This is a genomic window from Agromyces sp. Y182, assembly GCF_059445385.1.
On the sequence record NZ_JCAIUF010000002.1, the window covers coordinates 363631 to 381170 of the forward strand.

General features: G+C 66.1%; 15 protein-coding genes. 7 read left to right on the forward strand and 8 right to left on the reverse strand.

Annotation, left to right across the window (positions count from 1 at the left end; genetic code table 11):
* Positions 1-18: 18 nt before the first annotated feature.
* The gene (locus AC1C2R_RS16260) at positions 19-2493 is read right to left on the reverse strand and encodes a DNA gyrase/topoisomerase IV subunit A (RefSeq protein ID WP_495380635.1); all 2475 of its coding nucleotides are present in this window, start codon (positions 2491-2493) and stop codon (positions 19-21) included.
* Positions 2494-2565: 72 nt separating this feature from the next.
* On the opposite strand from AC1C2R_RS16260, the gene AC1C2R_RS16265 reads away from it, so the two are divergent.
* Positions 2566-3714, forward strand: a complete 1149-nt coding sequence (locus AC1C2R_RS16265) for an alkaline phosphatase family protein (protein ID WP_495354060.1) — start codon at positions 2566-2568, stop codon at positions 3712-3714.
* A gap of 75 nt (positions 3715-3789) precedes the next feature.
* Here AC1C2R_RS16265 and AC1C2R_RS16270 read toward each other — a convergent pair whose 3' ends face one another.
* Positions 3790-4371: a DUF3043 domain-containing protein gene (locus AC1C2R_RS16270; protein WP_495354059.1), complete on the reverse strand. Its 582-nt coding sequence runs from the start codon at positions 4369-4371 to the stop codon at positions 3790-3792.
* Between the two features lie 37 nt (positions 4372-4408).
* Here AC1C2R_RS16270 and AC1C2R_RS16275 point away from each other — a divergent pair, with 37 nt between their 5' ends.
* The 5 genes from AC1C2R_RS16275 to AC1C2R_RS16295 all read left to right on the forward strand — a co-directional run bounded on the left by AC1C2R_RS16275 (position 4409) and on the right by AC1C2R_RS16295 (position 9542).
* Positions 4409-5851, forward strand: coding sequence for a dipeptidase (locus AC1C2R_RS16275; RefSeq protein WP_495380636.1), 1443 nt, complete (start codon positions 4409-4411; stop codon positions 5849-5851).
* Between the two features lie 74 nt (positions 5852-5925).
* The gene (gene erpA / locus AC1C2R_RS16280) at positions 5926-6276 is read left to right on the forward strand and encodes an iron-sulfur cluster insertion protein ErpA (protein ID WP_495354057.1); all 351 of its coding nucleotides are present in this window, start codon (positions 5926-5928) and stop codon (positions 6274-6276) included.
* Between the two features lie 198 nt (positions 6277-6474).
* A complete protein-coding gene (ctaC, locus tag AC1C2R_RS16285) occupies positions 6475-7368 on the forward strand; it encodes an aa3-type cytochrome oxidase subunit II (protein ID WP_495354056.1) in 894 nt (297 codons plus the stop codon).
* Between the two features lie 6 nt (positions 7369-7374).
* On the forward strand, positions 7375-9111 hold the full coding sequence (gene ctaD, locus AC1C2R_RS16290; RefSeq protein WP_495354055.1) for an aa3-type cytochrome oxidase subunit I: 1737 nt from the start codon (positions 7375-7377) through the stop codon (positions 9109-9111).
* Positions 9111-9542: a cytochrome c oxidase subunit 4 gene (locus tag AC1C2R_RS16295; RefSeq protein ID WP_495354054.1), complete on the forward strand. Its 432-nt coding sequence runs from the start codon at positions 9111-9113 to the stop codon at positions 9540-9542. Before ctaD ends, AC1C2R_RS16295 begins: the two co-directional genes overlap by 1 nt.
* Positions 9543-9614: 72 nt before the next feature.
* Here the strand turns inward: AC1C2R_RS16295 and AC1C2R_RS16300 are convergent, their stop codons facing one another.
* The 5 genes from AC1C2R_RS16300 to ctaE form a co-directional block, all read right to left on the reverse strand.
* Positions 9615-10487, reverse strand: a complete 873-nt coding sequence (locus AC1C2R_RS16300) for a methyltransferase domain-containing protein (protein ID WP_495380637.1) — start codon at positions 10485-10487, stop codon at positions 9615-9617.
* A gap of 71 nt (positions 10488-10558) precedes the next feature.
* Positions 10559-12175, reverse strand: coding sequence for a cytochrome bc1 complex cytochrome b subunit (gene qcrB, locus AC1C2R_RS16305; protein WP_495354053.1), 1617 nt, complete (start codon positions 12173-12175; stop codon positions 10559-10561).
* The gene (qcrA, locus tag AC1C2R_RS16310) at positions 12172-13248 is read right to left on the reverse strand and encodes a cytochrome bc1 complex Rieske iron-sulfur subunit (protein ID WP_495380638.1); all 1077 of its coding nucleotides are present in this window, start codon (positions 13246-13248) and stop codon (positions 12172-12174) included. The genes qcrB and qcrA overlap by 4 nt, the downstream gene beginning before the upstream one ends.
* 38 nt (positions 13249-13286) lie before the next feature.
* Positions 13287-14081 (reverse strand): cytochrome bc1 complex diheme cytochrome c subunit, encoded by a 795-nt coding sequence (qcrC, locus tag AC1C2R_RS16315; RefSeq protein WP_495380639.1) that lies wholly within the window; start codon positions 14079-14081, stop codon positions 13287-13289.
* A 49-nt stretch (positions 14082-14130) separates the two neighbouring features.
* Positions 14131-14763 carry an aa3-type cytochrome oxidase subunit III gene (ctaE, locus tag AC1C2R_RS16320; protein ID WP_495380640.1) on the reverse strand — a complete coding sequence of 211 codons (633 nt, stop codon included), beginning with the start codon at positions 14761-14763 and terminating at the stop codon, positions 14131-14133.
* 133 nt (positions 14764-14896) lie between these two features.
* Between ctaE and trpD the strand changes: the two genes are divergently transcribed.
* The gene (trpD, locus tag AC1C2R_RS16325) at positions 14897-15949 is read left to right on the forward strand and encodes an anthranilate phosphoribosyltransferase (protein ID WP_495354049.1); all 1053 of its coding nucleotides are present in this window, start codon (positions 14897-14899) and stop codon (positions 15947-15949) included.
* A gap of 25 nt (positions 15950-15974) precedes the next feature.
* On the opposite strand, the gene glpK is transcribed toward trpD, so the two are convergent.
* Positions 15975-17489 (reverse strand): glycerol kinase GlpK, encoded by a 1515-nt coding sequence (glpK, locus tag AC1C2R_RS16330; protein WP_495380641.1) that lies wholly within the window; start codon positions 17487-17489, stop codon positions 15975-15977.
* Positions 17490-17540: the final 51 nt, after the last annotated feature.

A 17540-nucleotide genomic window follows, 5' to 3' on the forward strand; every position in this document is an offset into this window, starting at 1 on the left:
CGCACGGCGAACCGGGCCTCAACCGATGCGCACGCCGATCGTGCTGACGACGGCGTCGAGCGGCTGGCCCGACGCATCGCGTTTGGCACCGACATCTGGCAAGGTGCGCGTCGAACCATCGGGCCCGACGGCGAGCGCAGGGGAGCGGCCGACCCACGCGAGATGCAGCGCGTCTTCACCTTTCAAGAAGCGTTGAGCTCGCACACCTCCCGTCGCACGGCCCTTCGCCGGGAACTCTGCGAACTCGCTCACCTTCGCGCTGCCGGGGTCTGCGCCGAGCAGCGTGTCGGTACTGGCCGCGATCGTCACGACAACCGATTCAGCTGCAGTATCCGCTGCGAGGCTCGTGAAGTGAATGACGTGCGCACCGCCGCCGAGGTTGATGCCGGCCATGCCGCCCGCGGCGCAGCCCTGGGGGCGAACCGTGGAGGCCGCGAACCGCAGCAACTGCGCATCGGATGCCACGAACACGAGCTCATCGCTCTCATCGCCCTGCACTGCGCCGATGACCTCGTCGCCCGCCTTGAGCCCGATCACCTCGAACTCGGGCTTGCTGGGGTACGCGCCCGTCGCCACGCGCTTGACCACCCCTTGCCTGGTACCGAGCGCGATCGAGCGGTCGGAGTCGAGTGAGACGATCGCGAGCACCTTCTCGTCGCGGTTGGGGAGCGTGAGGTAATCGCCGATCTTCACGCCGGCTCCCAGCTGCACCGACGTCGGCGGCAGCATCGGCAGGTCGACGGGCGTGAAGCGGATGAGCCTGCCGAGACTCGTCACGGCGCCGATCTCGGCACGGCTCGTCGTGTCGAGCGTCGACCGAATGGCATCGTGCTTGCTGCGGCGCGCCGGCGCAGTGATCACCGGCGGGCCGTCGTCGCCGACGGGGAGGTCGACCCGCGCGATGCGCCCGGTCGCGGAGAGGAAGACCCGGCACGGGACATCCGCGACTTCGAGAACTGCGGCGGCGCGCTTCGCCGCCGCGCCCGCGATGCTGGGCCGCGCATCGGTGAGCAAGGTGCGTCGCGGCGTGCCGAAGCGCTCGGCGATCTCGGCTAATTCGTCGGAGACGAGGGCCTCGATGCGATGCCGGCTCGAGAGCAGGGCCTCCAGCTCGGCGATCTCGGCGCGGAGCTTGTCGCGTTCGGTTTCGAGGTCGATGCGCGAGAACTTCGTGAGTCGCCGCAACTGCAGTTCGAGGATGTAGTCGGCCTGCACCACGCTGAGGTCGAAGACCTCGATCAGGCGCGCTCGGGCGGCGGCGGTGTCGTCGCTCGAACGGATCAGTTGGATGACCTCGTCGATGTCGAGGATCGCGATGAGCAGGCCGTCGACCAGGTGGAGGCGCTCGCGCTTGCGGGCGAGCCGGTATTCGGAGCGGCGAGTCACCACCGAGATGCGGTGCGCAACGTAGACCTGCAGGAGTTCGCGGAGCCCGAGGGTCTGCGGGCCGCCGTTGACGAGCGCGACGTTGTTGATGTTGAAGGAGTCTTCGAGCGGTGTGAGTCGGTAGAGCTGTTCGAGCACGGCGTCAGGACTGAACCCGGTCTTGATGCCGATGACGAGTCGCAGGCCGTTGGTGCGGTCGGTCAGGTCGGTGACATCCGAGATGCCGCTGATCTTCTTCGCGTTGACGCCGTCTTTGATCTTCTCGATGACCTTCTCGGGGCCGACGAGGTAGGGCAGCTCGGTGACGACGAGCCCGGTCTTGCGGGCCGTGATGGATTCGACGCTGACCTTCGCGCGGGTCTTGAAGCTGCCGCGGCCTGTGGCATAGGCATCTGCGATGCCGGCGAGCCCCACAATCGTGCCGCCCGTGGGCAGGTCGGGGCCGGGAACGAACTCCATGAGCTCTTCGAGCGTCGCGTTGGGATGGGCGATGAGGTGCCGGGCCGCCCCGACCACCTCGATGAGGTTGTGCGGCGCCATGTTCGTGGCCATGCCGACGGCGATGCCGCTCGCACCGTTGACCAGCAGGTTGGGGTACGCGGCGGGCAGCACCTCGGGCTGCGTGAGCTGGTTGTCGTAATTCGGCACGAAGTCGACGACATCCTCGTCGAGGCCGTCGGTCATCGCGAGGGCGGGGGATGCGAGCCGCGCCTCGGTGTACCGCGGCGCGGCGGGGCCGTCGTCGAGTGAGCCGAAATTGCCGTGGCCGTCGATCAGCGGCACCCGCAGCGTGAAGGCCTGTGCCATGCGCACGAGTGCGTCGTAGATCGCCGTGTCGCCATGGGGGTGCAGCTTGCCCATGACCTCGCCCACGACGCGGGCCGATTTCACGTGCCCGCGGTCGGGCCGCAGGCCCATCTCGGTCATCTGGTAGAGGATGCGCCGCTGCACGGGCTTCAGCCCGTCACGTGCGTCTGGGAGCGCTCGTGAGTAGATGACCGAGTACGCGTATTCGAGGAACGAACCCTGCATCTCGGTGGCGACGTCGACGTCTTCGATGCGTTCGACGATCGTCTCTTCAGCGGGCTGATTCTTGGCTCGGCTCATCCGTCGTCTCTATGGCAAGCGTGCGAACACGCAGGAACAGGGGCGCGCCCGGCCTGTGCCAGACTGGGCGCGATGTCTGCCATGCTACCCGTGCCCGCCGACACCGTTCCGCGCCTTGCCGGGGTGCTCGGCAGTTCGATCTCGAGCCTCCGAGCTGCTCCGAACGACTTGGGGCTGCCCGTGGCGTCGAGCGTCGTCGTCGTGGTCGTCGACGGACTGGGCGCATCGAACCTGCAGGCGCGCGCCGGCCATGCGAGATTCCTCGCCTCCCGCATGGGCAAGCGCGACGTCATCCGCACGGTGTTCCCCTCGACGACGGCTGCGGCCCTTGCGACATTTGCCACAGGGAAGGCGCCGGGCGAGCACGGACTCGTCGGCTACCGAGTGCTCGACGCCGCGCACGACCGCGTCGTCAACCAGTTGAGCGGCTGGGATGACGACATGCGGCCCGAGAGCTGGCAACGCGTTCCCACCGTCTTCGAGACCGCACGTGCGGCCGGAACCGCCAGCTACGCGATCGGCGCTGCACGCTACGCCGACTCGGGCTTCACGCGCGCGGTGCTCCGCGGGGCGGAATATCGCCCCGCAGCATCCGTCGTCGACCGCTTCGCCGAGGCCGCGCGTCTCATCTCGTCCGGCGAGCCGGCCCTGGTCTACCTGTATGTGCCCGAACTCGACCAGGCGGCGCACTCGCACGGCTGGCAGTCCGACCGGTGGCTCGGCCTACTGGAAGAACTCGACGCCGAACTCGCTGCATTCGAGGGTCGGATGCCTCGTGGGGCGGGGCTCCTCGTCACCGCCGACCACGGGGTCATCGACGTTCCATCGCACCGGCACGTGTACATCGACGCCGATCTCGCCCTGCTCGACGGTATCCGGCACGTCGGCGGTGAGCCGCGCTGTCTCTCGCTCTATTTCGAGCCCGAGTTCGATGCGAGCTCCCGGGCGGCGCTCCTCGAGTCCTGGCGCGCCGCCGAGGCGTCTCGGGCCTGGGTGCTGGGTCGCGACGAGGCGATCGACGCCGGACTCTACGGAACGGTCGACCCTGCGGTGCGCGAGCGGATCGGCGACATCGTCATCGCAGCTCGTGCAGGCATCGCCTACTATGACCGGCGCGAAGCCAACCGGCAGGCCGAATCGATGATCGGCCAGCACGGCTCGCTGAGCGACGAGGAGACGCGAGTGCCGCTCATCCGCGGGGGAGTGTTCGCACGCGCGTGATTCCGCGGCGCGGCGAGCGCGGCCGAGGGGTCATGGGTGTCGTCACCGGACAACGCCCGCGCCGCGACATCCGTCTCAGGAGGGGTACTGTCCGCGCTTGACCTGCGGCTTCGGAAGGCGCAGCGGGCGAAGCTGCAGCGCCCGCATCGCGGCGTACCAGCGCACCCGCTCCACCTTGTCGGCTCCGAACTTCGCACCGAGCTTCTTCGTCAGGATGAAGCCGAGCACGACCGAGTCGATGACCGCGACGAGGAAGAACGCCCAGAGCGAGAGGATGCCGATCGATTGCACCTCGGGGCTCGGCACGAACGTCAGCAGGATGACGGCGAACATCACCGGGATGAGGATCTCACCGATGCTGAACCGCGCGTCGACATAGTCGCGCACGTACCGCTTCTGCGGGCCGCGATCGCGGGCGGGCAGGTAGCGCTCGTCGCCGACGGCCATGCCGACCCGAGCGCGCTCTCGCGACTCGGCGGCCTTCGCGCGCGCCTGCTTCGCTGCTTCTTTGCGGTCGTTCGGCACGAGCGGCCGCTTGCGGGCCGCCTCCTGCTGCGCACGACTCGGCGTGGGCGCGCCCTTGCCCTTCAGGCGAGCCTGGGTCTCTTCGAGCGTCTCGGCGCTCGGTTCATCGGTGTTGTTCGGCTGCTTGGCCACGGGAGTCCTCGAATCGGTTCCCCTTAAGATTACCGGCATGACCGAGACTTCTCCCGCTTCCCGCGGAACCTCCGACACTCCGACGACGAGCGACGCCCTGCGCGGTGCCGTCGAAGCCGCCTTCCCGACCACCATCGCAGACCTCACACGTCTCGTGAAGATCCCGTCAGTCTCATGGGCCGCGTTCGATCCGGCCCACGTCGACACGAGTGCAGAGGCGGTGGCGGAGCTCGTGCGCGGGCTCGGCGTCTTCGACCTCGTCGAGATCCGTCGCGCGGCGATCGGAGAAGGCGACGCCCCGGATACCCCGCTGGGCAAGCCGGCCGTCGTGGCACGCCGGGCGGCGCGCAACGGGCGACCCGCCGTGCTGCTCTACGCCCACCACGACGTGCAGCCGCCCGGCCAAGACGAGGACTGGGAGACCGCCCCGTTCGAACCGACGCTTCGCGGAGATCGCCTCTACGGGCGCGGCGCCGCCGACGACAAGGCCGGGGTGATGGCGCACATCGGTGCCATCCGTGCGCTGACCGAAGTGCTCGGCACGGAGTTCGATCTCGGCATCGCACTGTTCATCGAAGGGGAGGAGGAGTCCGGATCGCTCTCGTTCGCCAACTTCCTCCGCGAGAACCGCGACGTGCTCGCCGCCGACGCGATCGTGGTCGCGGACTCCGGCAACTGGGATCTCGAGACGCCGGCGCTCACGGTCGCGCTCCGGGGTGCCGTCGCCTTCCGTCTGCGCGTGTCGACGCTGGCACACGCATCGCACTCGGGCATGTTCGGCGGCGCGGTGCCCGACGCGATGCTCGCGGCCATCCAGCTGCTCGCGACGCTGCACGACGCCGACGGGGCCGTCGCCGTCGAGGGCCTCACCTCGGCCGATCTCGAGACGCCCGCCTACGACGAGGCGCAGTTGCGTTCCGAGACGGGACTCCTCGACGGTGTGACGCCGATCGGACGCGGAGAGATCCTCTCGCGCATCTGGGCGCAGCCATCGATCACGATCACGGGCATCGACGCCCCGACGGTCGCGAACGCCTCCAACACCCTGGTGCCGAGTGTCGCGGTGCGGATCAGTGCACGCGTGGCGCCGGGGCAGAGCGATGTCGACGCACTCGCGGTGATCCGCGGCCACCTCGAGCGTCATGCGCCGTTCGGTGCGCACCTCGAGTTCGATGCGTTCGAGCTCGGCAACCCCTTCCTCGTCGACACCTCGGGCTGGGCGGTCGCCGAGTCCAATGCGGCGATGGCCGAAGGATGGGGCAAGGAGCCCGTCGAGATCGGCGTCGGCGGCTCCATTCCGTTCATCGCGGAACTCGTCGCCGAGTTCCCGTCGGCGCAGATCCTCGTCACCGGCGTCGAGGACCCGGAGTCTCGAGCTCACAGCCCGAACGAGTCGCTGCACCTCGGCGTCTTCCAGCGTGCGCTGCTGAGCGAGGCGCTGTTCCTCGCCCGCCTCGACGCCCGCGCTGAAGATTCCTGAGAGCGCGCCGGACGCACTCTCCGTTTCGGGAGTTACCATGGAGACAGGTTCCGTTTGACGCACCGAGGAGAGACATGAGCGACACGATCATCGAGACCACGCACGGCGTGAAGCTGAGCGACCCCGCCGCCGACAAGGTGCGCAATCTCCTCGCACAAGAGGGGCGAGACGATCTCCGCCTCCGGGTGGCCGTGCAGCCCGGTGGCTGTTCGGGACTCATTTACCAGCTCTACTTCGACGAGCGCCTCCTCGACGGCGATGCCGTCGTCGATTTCGAGGGTGTCGAGGTCGTCGTCGACAAGATGAGCGTGCCCTACCTCGATGGCGCCGCGATCGACTTCGAAGACACCATCCAGAAGCAGGGTTTCACGATCGACAACCCCAACGCAGAGGGCAGCTGTGCATGCGGTGACTCGTTCCACTGAGTCACTGACGTCTACTCCGAAGGGAGGCCGCGAGAGCGGCCTCCCTTCGTCATTTGCGCCGGTCGAGCGGGAATTCCGTGGAACGGCACACCCGACACCGCCGTCGGGTGCACACCCCGGGGGTCGAGTCGGAGTAGGCTAGGCAACGATCAACGCGCTTCGCTGTGAAGCGCCTTCGAGTCTCCCGAAAGGTCACCGGTGCGCCACAATCGCCGACTCCGATGGGCTGCAATTCCGATCGCAGCGTCACTCAGCCTCGTCCTCGCAGGGTGCACCCAGGCTCAGTTGAACGGATTCCTCCCCGGATTCGTTGAGGGGGAGGCGCCGGTCACGAACCATACCGATCTCGTCTCCGGACTCTGGGTCACCTCGTGGATCGTGCTGCTGATCGTCGGTGTCATCACTTGGGGTCTCACGATCTGGGCAGTCATCGCATACCGTCGCCGCAAGGGCCAGACCGGCCTGCCGGTGCAGTTGCGCTACAACATGCCGATCGAGGTGTTCTACACGATCGTCCCGCTCATCCTGGTGCTCGGATTCTTCGCCTTCACGGCGCGCGATCAGGCCGAGATCGAGCAGCGCTTCGCCGAAGACCAGATCGACGTCCAGGTCGAGGTCATCGCGAAGCAGTGGGCCTGGGACTTCAACTACGTCAAAGAAGACGTGTACTCGCCGGGCATCCAGGGCCAACTCTCCGACGAGGGTCCGAGGGGCTCACTCGTGCAGTCCGAGCTGCCGACCCTCTACCTGCCGGTCGGGGCGAACGTCGAGATCGAACTTGAATCCCGTGACGTCATCCACTCGTTCTGGGTTGTCGACTTCCTCTACAAGAAAGACATGTATCCGGGCAAGACGAACTACATGTCGTTCGTGCCCGAACGTGAGGGCACCTACGCCGGCAAATGCGCCGAGCTCTGCGGCGAGTACCACTCGCTCATGCTCTTCAACGTCGAGGTCGTCTCTCAGAGCGAGTACGACGACTACATCGAGTCGCTTCGCGACGCCGGCCAAGAGGGCCAGTTGTCCAGCGAGTACGACCGTAATCAGAACCTGCCCGGAACGGGCGCGCCCGAACTGAAAGAGGAGCACTAAGCCGCGATGAGCACCACGACCGCACCGGCTCGCCCCTCAGCGAGCGCGCTTCCGTTCGGCTCTTCCAAGGTCGAACACAAGGGCAACATCCTCGTCAAGTGGATCACGTCCACCGACCACAAGGTCATCGGGTACATGTACCTGATCACCGCGTTCATCTACTTCTGCATCGCCGGCGTGATGGCGCTGATCATCAGGGCGCAGCTCTTCGAGCCGGGCCTCGAGATCATCCAGACCCGTGAGCAGTACAACCAGCTGTTCACGATGCACGGCACGATCATGCTGCTGATGTTCGCCACCCCGCTGTTTGCGGGCTTCGCGAACGTGATCATGCCACTCCAGATCGGTGCTCCCGATGTGGCGTTCCCGCGACTGAACGCATTCGCGTACTGGCTCTTCAACTTCGGTTCGCTGATGGCCGTCGCGGGCTTCTTCACTCCGCAGGGCGCTGCGTCGTTCGGATGGTTCGCCTACCAACCACTCGCCTCGACGACGTTCTCACCAGGCGTCGGCGGCAACCTCTGGATGCTCGGCCTCGGCCTCTCCGGATTCGGCACGATTCTCGGTGCGGTCAACTTCATCACCACGATCATCACGATGCGCGCGCCCGGCATGACCATGTTCCGCATGCCGATCTTCACGTGGAACACGCTCGTCACGTCGATCCTCGTGCTGATGGCCTTCCCGGTGCTCGCCGCGGCGATCCTGGCCGCCGGCGCCGACCGTATCTTCGGTGCTCACGTGTTCGATCCAGCCAACGGTGGCGTCATCCTCTGGCAACACCTCTTCTGGTTCTTCGGCCATCCAGAGGTGTACATCATCGCCCTGCCGTTCTTCGGCATCGTCTCCGAAATCTTCCCGGTGTTCAGCCGAAAGCCGATCTTCGGGTACAAGACGCTCATCTATGCGACGATCGCGATCGCTGCGCTCTCGGTCACGGTGTGGGCGCACCACATGTACGTCACGGGCTCGGTGCTGCTGCCGTTCTTCGCCTTGATGACGATGCTCATCGCAGTGCCGACCGGCGTGAAGATCTTCAACTGGATCGGCACGATGTGGCGAGGCTCGATCACGTTCGAGACGCCGCTCATCTGGTCGCTCGGCTTCCTGATCACGTTCGTCTTCGGCGGTCTCACGGGCGTGATCCTCGCGTCGCCACCGCTGGACTTCCACGTCTCCGACACGTACTTCGTCGTCGCCCACTTCCACTACGTCGTCTTCGGCACCGTCGTGTTCGCGATGTTCGCCGGCTTCTACTTCTGGTGGCCGAAGTGGACCGGCAAGATGCTGAACGAGACGCTCGGCAAGTGGCACTTCTGGCTGCTGTTCATCGGCTTCCACACGACGTTCCTCATCCAGCACTGGCTGGGTGTCGTCGCGATGCCACGACGGTACTACTCGTATCTGCCGGAAGACAACATCACGTGGATGAACCAGCTGTCGACGATCGGTGCCGGCATCCTGGCGGTCTCGATGATCCCGTTCCTCCTGAACGTCTACATCACGGCTCGACGCGCACCGAAGGTGACCGTCAACGATCCATGGGGGTACGGTGGTTCGCTCGAATGGGCAACCAGCTGCCCGCCGCCGCGGCACAACTTCACGTCGATCCCACGCATCCGTTCGGAGCGACCCGCGTTCGACCTGAACCACCCCGAGGCCGGCATCCCGGTCGGCATCGGGCCCGCGAAGGATGCCCCGCAGGCGCCCACGTATGATGCCGCGTCGGAGGAGATCAAGTAATGCGCGCGAACGCCAATCTCTTCTGGATCCTCACGGTCTTCCTCCTGCTGGTGGCGGGAACATACATCGGGTGGAGCTGGGCTGACAACGCTTCGCATGGACGCGACCACCCAGAATGGGCCGGTTCCGTCGCCCTCACGCTGACTGCCGTGCTGAGCGCGTTCATCGCCTTCTACCTCGGCCGAGTGCACAAGGCGCAGGGAGCAGAACTGCCCGAAGACCGCCTCGACGCGAACATCGACGACGGCGACGCGGAGCTCGGCTTCTTCAGCCCCTGGAGCTGGTGGCCGATCATGTTGGCCGGCGCTGCCGCCCTGATGTTCCTCGGCCTCGCCATCGGGGTCTGGATCTCGTTCATCGCCGTCGGGCTCGGTGTCATCAGCCTGGTCGGTTGGGTCTACGAGTACTACCGCGGGAACTTCGCCCGCTGATATCGTCCGACGCTCTGAGACAGCCCCCGTGCCCTTGCGGCCACGGGGGCTGTTTCCTTCGCTCGGGTTCGATCAGTCGGCGATGGCGCCGCGCGTCGCGGCATCTGCTGCCGCGCGGAGGAATGCGACGATGTCGACCGAGACCGTCACGGTCATGGCCTCGGGCGCCTCGACATCGCCTGGGGCCGCACGATGGTGCGCCGCGGGTCCCATGTCGACCAGCAGGTTCCGCATCGCAGGGTCCGTGGCGAGCTCGTACTCGACGCGTGTCGTGGTGACCAGGTCGAATCCGACGCCGCTGAATTGACCGATCACCAACTCCGCCTTGCCGTCGGGTACGTCGAGTGCGGCCCCGAGTCGACGGAGCTCGACGAAATGCGACGCCGTCGGCACGACGACGACGAGCGCGCCGTTCACACGCACGATGCGAGCGAACTCGGCGGGGTTTCGGGGTGCGAACACGTTGATGGCGGCATCGGCGGATGCATCACGGATCGGGAGTGGGCGCCAGAGATCGACCACGACGCCTGTCGCGTCTGGCACGTGACGCATGGCCATACGCACCGCCGTCGGCGATCTATCGGCCAGCAGCACCGAGGTGGTGCCGATGGACTCAGCGAGTCGCCGTGCATAATATCCGGTACCGCAGCCGAGATCGGCGATCCGAATCGCCTGCCCTGAGCCACCCACGGCCGTGTTGGGTTCTGGATGGCCCGGTCGATCACCAAGAGCCAACCGGGTCGCGTCGACGATGGCAGACGCGATCGGGTCGTACGCCCCGGACTCCAGCAGCGACGATCGAGCCTCGAGCATGCCGCGATCGTCGCCCATCGTGCGCGGCGCTCGAGGGGGGAGGAGTGTGACGCCGCCGCGCTTGGAGAGGTCGAACCGGTGTCCGCTCACGCAACCGAGCACACCATCGGCGACGGTGCCGAGGTTTTGCATGCAGTTCGGGCACCGCAGCCAAGTCGAGTCGATCGACATGGCGCGGTGCCCGAATCCGTCTACTGGTTTTCTCAGTGGTGGGTGTCGTGCCCGGCCTCGAGCTCGCCCTTCGTGACCGGCGCGATGCGGTCTTCGAAGAACCAGCGCGAGAGTGCCGCGCGCGTGCGCTGACCGAAGGTGATCTTGCCACGAGCGTTCGGGCGCAGCATGAGCGGCTCGTACGTCTCTTGGCTCACGAGCCTCCAGCGGTCGTACTCGTCGAGCGGCTGGTGCACCTCGATGAACTCGCCGCCGGGCAGCTTCACGATGCGACCCGACTCATAGCCGTGCAGCACGATCTCGCGATCCTTCTTTTGCAGGGCGATGCACACGCGCTTCGTGATGAAGAACGCGATGAACGGCCCGATGATCACCGCGGCTTGGAGGGCGTGGATCACACCCTCCATGGTGAGAGAGAAGTGCGTGGCCAGGATGTCGGAGCTTGCTGCGGCCCACAGGCCGGCGTAGAACGTCACGCCTGCCGCACCGATGGCGGTACGCGTGGGGGCGTTCCGCGGACGATCGGCGATGTGGTGCTCTCGCTTGTCGCCCTTCACCCAGGCCTCGATGAATGGGTAGATCAGCGCCAGCACGATGAAGATGCCGATGGCGATGAGCGGGACGAGGATGTTGAACGACCACGTGCGGTCGAGCCAGACGAACTCCCAACCCGGCGGGATGAGACGGAGGGCGCCGTCGGCGAAGCCGATGTACCAGTCGGGCTGTGTACCGGCCGAGACGGGCGACGGGTCGTAGGGGCCGTAGTTCCAGATCGGGTTGATCGTGAACAGCGCCGCGATGAGGGCGACCACGCCCCAGATGATGAACATGAAGCCGCCGGCCTTCGCCGCGTAGATCGGCAGGATGGGCGGGCCGACGGAGTTGGTCGGTTCTCGACCGGGACCGGCGAACTGCGTGTGCTTGTGGATGAACACGTACACGACGTGAACCGCGATGAGCGCGACGACGAGTGCCGGCAGCAACAGGATGTGCAGCGTATAGAGGCGTCCGACGATGGCATCGCCGGGGAACTCGCCGCCGAAGAAGAGGAACGAAGCCCACGTGCCCACGAGCGGCATGCCCTTGAGAATGCCGTCGATGATGCGGAGTCCGTTGCCGGAGAGCAGATCGTCGGGGAGGGAGTAGCCCGTGAATCCTTCGGCCATCGCGAGGATGAAGAGGATGAAGCCGAACACCCAGTTGATCTCACGGGGCTTGCGGAACGCGCCGGTGAAGAACACGCGCAGCATGTGCAAGCCGATGGCGGCCACGAACAGCAGAGCCGCCCAGTGGTGCATCTGACGAACGAAGAGTCCGCCTCGGATGTCGAACGAGATGTCGAGCGTCGATGCCATCGCCACCGACATCTCGACGCCCTTCAGCGGAACGTACGAGCCGTTGTAGTGCACCTCGGCCATCGACGCCTGGAAGAAGAACGTCAAGAAGGTACCGGAGATGAGAATGACGATGAAGCTGAAGAGCGCGACCTCGCCGAGGAGGAAGGACCAATGGTCGGGGAAGGCCTTGCGCCCGAGACCCTTGATCGCGACGGCGATGCCCGTGCGGTCGTTGACGTACTCGGATGCCTCTGCCGTGAATGAGCGCTTGACAGGCGCAGGCGAGGGCGTTCGCGTCGATACGGTGCTCAATGGCGCTCCCAGAAGCTCGGGCCGACGGGTTCGGTGAAGTCGCTCCGCGCGATGAGATAACCCTCGTCATCGACCGCGATCGGAAGCTGAGGAAGGGGCCGGGCCGCGGGGCCGAAGATGACCTCGCAGTTGTTCGCCACATCGAACTGCGACTGGTGGCACGGGCAAAGCAGGTGATGCGTGTGCTGCTCATACAGTGCGACGGGGCATCCGACGTGCGTGCAGATCTTCGAGTACGCGACGATGCCGTCGTACGCCCAGGACTCACGGCCCGGGGCCGGATGCAGCTCACTCGGCTCGAGCCGCATGAGCAGTACCGCGGCTTTCGCCTTCTCATCGAGTCTGCCGTGCTCGAGATCGTTGAGTCCTTCGGGGATCACATGGAACGCGCTGCCGATCGTGACGTCGCCGGCCTTGATCGGCACGCCGGAAGGGTCGAGTGCGAGGCGAGTACCCTTCGCCCACATCGTGTGGCTGAGGAGCTCGACCGGGAGTTGATCCTGTGGCGCCAGCCCGCGGAACAGCACGATCGCCGGCAACGGGAACACGAGGAGTGCACCGATGAGGCTGTTCCGAATGACGGAGCGGCGAGAGAAGCCCGACTCCTCGTCGGCCTCGCGGAACACCTCGATGGCGCCCTGCTTCGTGGCCTCGCTCCCACCGATCGGGTGACGGGTGTCGACCGACTCGGGGGAGGTCATGAGCGACTTGCCCCAGTGCACCGCACCGAAACCGATTGCGAGAAGTGCGAGGGTGGCGCCCAAGCCGAAGAACAGGTTGTTGAGACGTACTGCACCGACGTCGTTCGACTCGATGGGGAAGAGCATGTACGCGGCGATGGCCCACACGCTGCCGATCACCGAGAGGTAGAAGAGCGTATAGACCGTTCGCTGGGCTCGGTTCTCGCGCTTCGGGTTCTCATCGGTGACGCGAGCGCGGTGCGGCTCGAATCCGGGATTCTCGAACCCGTCGTGCGGGATGACCGCTGTGCCGGGCGATCCGGCGTATTCGTGCGCGGCGTGCGACGAGTCGGCAGCGACGAGCTCTTCGCCGCTGTGGTCGTCCTGTGCCATGGTTCTCCTTCTTCAGCTACTTCAGTGCTGGGCGTGCGCTAGTTGGATTTCGCCGTGATCCACACGGTGATCGCGACGATCGCGCCGAGACCGAAGATCCAGATGAACAGGCCCTCTGCGACCGGTCCGAGCGAGCCGAGCTCGATTCCGCCGGGCGAGCGATTGTCTTGCACGTACTTGAGGTACGTGATCACGTCGCGCTTGTCTTCCGGCGAGATGTTCAGGTCGTTGAAGACCGGCATGTTCTGGGGGCCGGTGACCATGGCCTCGTAGATGTGCACGCCCGAGACATTCGTCAGCGGGGGAGCGAACTTTCCCTCGGTGAGGGCGCCACCCGCGCCGGCCACGTTGTGGCACATCGCGCAGTTGATGCGGAAGAGCTCCGCGCCGTTGGCTGCGTCGCCGCCGCCATTGGTGAGGTGATCATCGGGGATGTCGGGACCGGGGCCGAGCGAAGCGACGTAGTAGGCGAGCTGCTTGACCTGATCGTCGGTGAACTGCACCGGCTTCTGCTGCGCCTGCGGACCCTGCATCTGCATCGGCATGCGGCCGGTGCCGACCTGGAAGTCGACGGCGGCGGCACCGACGCCGACGAGGCTCGGTCCGGTGTCGCTGCCCTGCGCCTCGAGTCCATGGCAGGTGGCGCAGTTGGCCTGGAAGAGCTTCTTGCCCTGTTCGATGGTCTGCTGCGAGTCGGGGTCGATCTCGGCCTGCGCGATGGTGCCGCTGCTGAGGGCCGCGTACGCGCCACCGGTGAAGACGAGGCCGAGCGCGAGGAGCGCGACGGTGGCGAGCGGGTGCCGGCGTCCGGTGCGTCGCTTCTGGCGAGTCATGGGTAACTTCCTGTTCACGGGCATGCTGTGCTGACGCTCCTGATGCGGCTTACTTGAGGACGTAGATGACGAGGAACAGTCCGATCCAGACGACGTCGACGAAGTGCCAGTAGTACGAGACGACGATCGCACTCGTCGCCTCGCGGTGACCGAAGTTCTTGACCGCGAAGACGCGGCCGATCACGAAGAGGAAGGCGAGCAAGCCACCGGTGACGTGCAGGGCATGGAAGCCGGTGGTGATGTAGAACGCCGAGCCGTAGGCGTTGGAGTCGATCGCAATTCCCTCGGAGACGAGGGTGGCGTACTCCCAGACCTGGCCGGCGACGAAGACGGCACCCATCGCGTACGTGAGGAAGAACCACTCGACCATGCCCCACTGCTTGGGCTTCCACCCGGTGGCGTATGGCTGCATGCGCTCCGCGGCGAAAACGCCGAACTGGCACGTGACTGATGACAACACCAGGATCAGCGTGTTCACCAACGCGTACGGCACGTTCAGCCGGCCTGCCTCGAACTCCCAGAGTTCGGGAGATGTCGACCGCAGCGTGAAGTAGATCGCGAAGAGTCCCGCGAAGAACATGACCTCGCTGCCGAGCCAGACGATCGTGCCCACCGCAACGGTGTTCGGTCGTTTGATCAGGGGCGCGCTCGCCTGATGAGTGATTGAGGTGCTCGTCACCATCCCATTATGGCTGAAACGAGGCCTGAGTTTTCGTCATCCGGGGGAGTCGTGTCGGGTCGACACGGTAAGGCGACCCTAAATCGAGCTGGGTGAAGGCCGCGAATCCGCCGTGAATCACGCATAGGATCGACGCATGCCCGCACGACAGCACTGGCCAGACATCCTGAATTCCCTCCTCGAGGGCACCGATCTCAGCGTTTCGGATGCCGCGTGGTGCATGGAGCAGGTCATGACGGGCGCGGTCAGCGAAGCGCAACTCGCTGCGTTTCTCGTCGCACTCCGAGTGAAGGGGGAGACGGTCGACGAGATCGTCGGGTTCCGCGACGCGATTCTCGAACACGCCGTGCCGCTGCCGGTGGATCCGATGGCGCTCGACATCGTCGGCACCGGTGGCGACCGCTTCGGTACCGTCAACGTCTCGACGATGGCGTCGATCGTCGCCGCGGCATCCGGAGTGCCGGTCATCAAGCACGGCAACCGGGCGGCGAGTTCCTCATCCGGATCCTCCGACGTGCTCGCGGCCCTCGGGCTCGACCTCGCGCTGCCCGCCGAGCGTGTCGCCGCCGTGCTCGGCGAGGCGGGCATCACCTTCGCCTACGCCGCCGCGTTCCACCCGGGCTTCCGCCACGCCGGGCGGGTTCGCGCCGAGCTCGGCGTGCCGACGGTCTTCAACTTCCTGGGGCCGCTCGCGAACCCGGCGCGCCCCGAAGCATCCGCCGTCGGCGTCGCTCACCTCGATCGCGTACCGCTCATCGTCGGCGTCTTCCAGACCCGCGGCGCGACCGCGCTCGTATTCCGGGGCGATGACGGTCTCGACGAGCTGACGACTACCGGGCACAGTCACCTCTGGGAGGTCTCCCTCGGCACGGTCAAGGAACACGATCTCGACCCGCGCGACCTGGGGATTCCGCGGGCGACGATCGATCAGCTCGAGGGCGGCGACGCCGAACACAACGCGGGAGTCGTCAACGAGCTTCTCTCGGGCGTTCGCGGACCCGTGCGCGACATCGTCGTGCTGAATGCCGCTGCAGGGCTCGTCGCCTTCGATCTCGCGAAGGATCCGGCCCAGGTGCAGCGTGCGATCCTCGATCGTTTCCGCGACAAGATGGCGGTCGCCGAAGAAGCGATCGACAGCGGCGCGGGTGCCCGCAAGCTCGAACAGTGGATCGCGGCGACGAAGGCCTGAGCGAGGCATCCGTCGCCGCGACTGCTCAATTCACGTCGTCGTCGACCCAATCGAAGGTCTTCGTGACGGCCTTCTTCCAGAGCCGGATTTGACGGTCCCGCTCGGCGGGATCCATCTTCGGCTCCCAACGGGAGTCCTCTTGCCAGTTCGCGCGCAGTTCGTCGAGGCTCGACCAGAAGCCGACTGCGAGCCCTGCTGCGTAGGCGGCACCGAGCGCCGTTGTCTCGGCGACCACCGGGCGAACGACCGGAACGCCGAGGATGTCGGCCTGGAACTGCATGAGCGTGTTGTTGGCGATCATGCCGCCGTCGACCTTGAGTTCTGTCAGGTCGACGCCCGAATCGGCATTCACCGCTTCAAGCACCTCGCGGGTCTGGAAGGCCGTCGCCTCGAGTGCCGCGCGGGCGATGTGACCCTTGTTCACGAAGCGGGTGAGGCCGACGAGCGCGCCACGGGCGTCGGGGCGCCAGTACGGCGCGAACAGGCCCGAGAATGCCGGCACGAAGTACGCACCGCCGTTGTCGTCGACCGACTTCGCAAGTCGCTCCACGTCGGGCGCGCTCGAAATCAGTCCGAGATTGTCGCGAAGCCACTGAATCAGCGAACCCGTCACCGCGATCGAGCCCTCGAGCGCGTAGTGCGGGGCCGCGTCTCCGAGCTTGTAGCCGAGCGTCGTCAGCAAGCCGTTCTTCGAGTGGACGATCTCTTCGCCGGTGTTGAAGATCAGGAAGTTGCCGGTGCCGTAGGTGTTCTTGGACTCGCCGGTGTCGAACGCGGCCTGACCGAACGTCGCAGCCTGCTGGTCGCCGAGGATGCCGGCGACGGGAACCTCGCGGAGCAGGCTCGACGGCTCTGCGACGCCGTAGACCTCGGAGGACGACTTGATCTCGGGCAGCATCGAGCGGGGCACTCCGAAGGCGGCGAGGATCTCGTCATCCCACGCGAGGGTCTCGAGATCCATGAACATCGTGCGGCTCGCGTTCGTGACATCCGTTGCGTGCACACCACCGTCAGGGCCACCCGTGAGATTCCAGAGCACCCAGGAGTCGGTCGTGCCGAAGAGCAGGTCACCGGCTTCGGCCTTCTCACGCGCACCCGGCACGTTTTCGAGAATCCACACGATCTTCGTACCCGAGAAGTACGTCGCCAGCGGCAATCCCACCTGCTGCTTGAAGCGCTCGACCCCGCCGTCGGCCGCGAGCCGGTCGACGATCGACTGCGTGCGCGTGTCTTGCCAGACGATCGCGTTGTAAACCGGCTCGCCGGTGTTCTTGTCCCACACGACGGCGGTCTCGCGCTGGTTCGTGATGCCCACCGCCGCGATGTCGTGCCGGGTCAGATCGGCCTTGCCGAGGGCCTGCCCGATGACCTCCCGGGTGTTGCGCCAGATCTCGACCGGGTCGTGCTCGACCCATCCCGCCTTCGGGAAGATCTGCTCGTGCTCGAGCTGGCCGGTCGAGACGATCGATCCGGCCTTGTCGAAGATGATCGCGCGCGACGAGGTCGTGCCCTGATCGATCGCGAGGATGTAGTCGGCCATTCGGTTCTCTCATTCTGCTCAGCCGGCGGGCGCCGGCGGTCGTTCTGATGG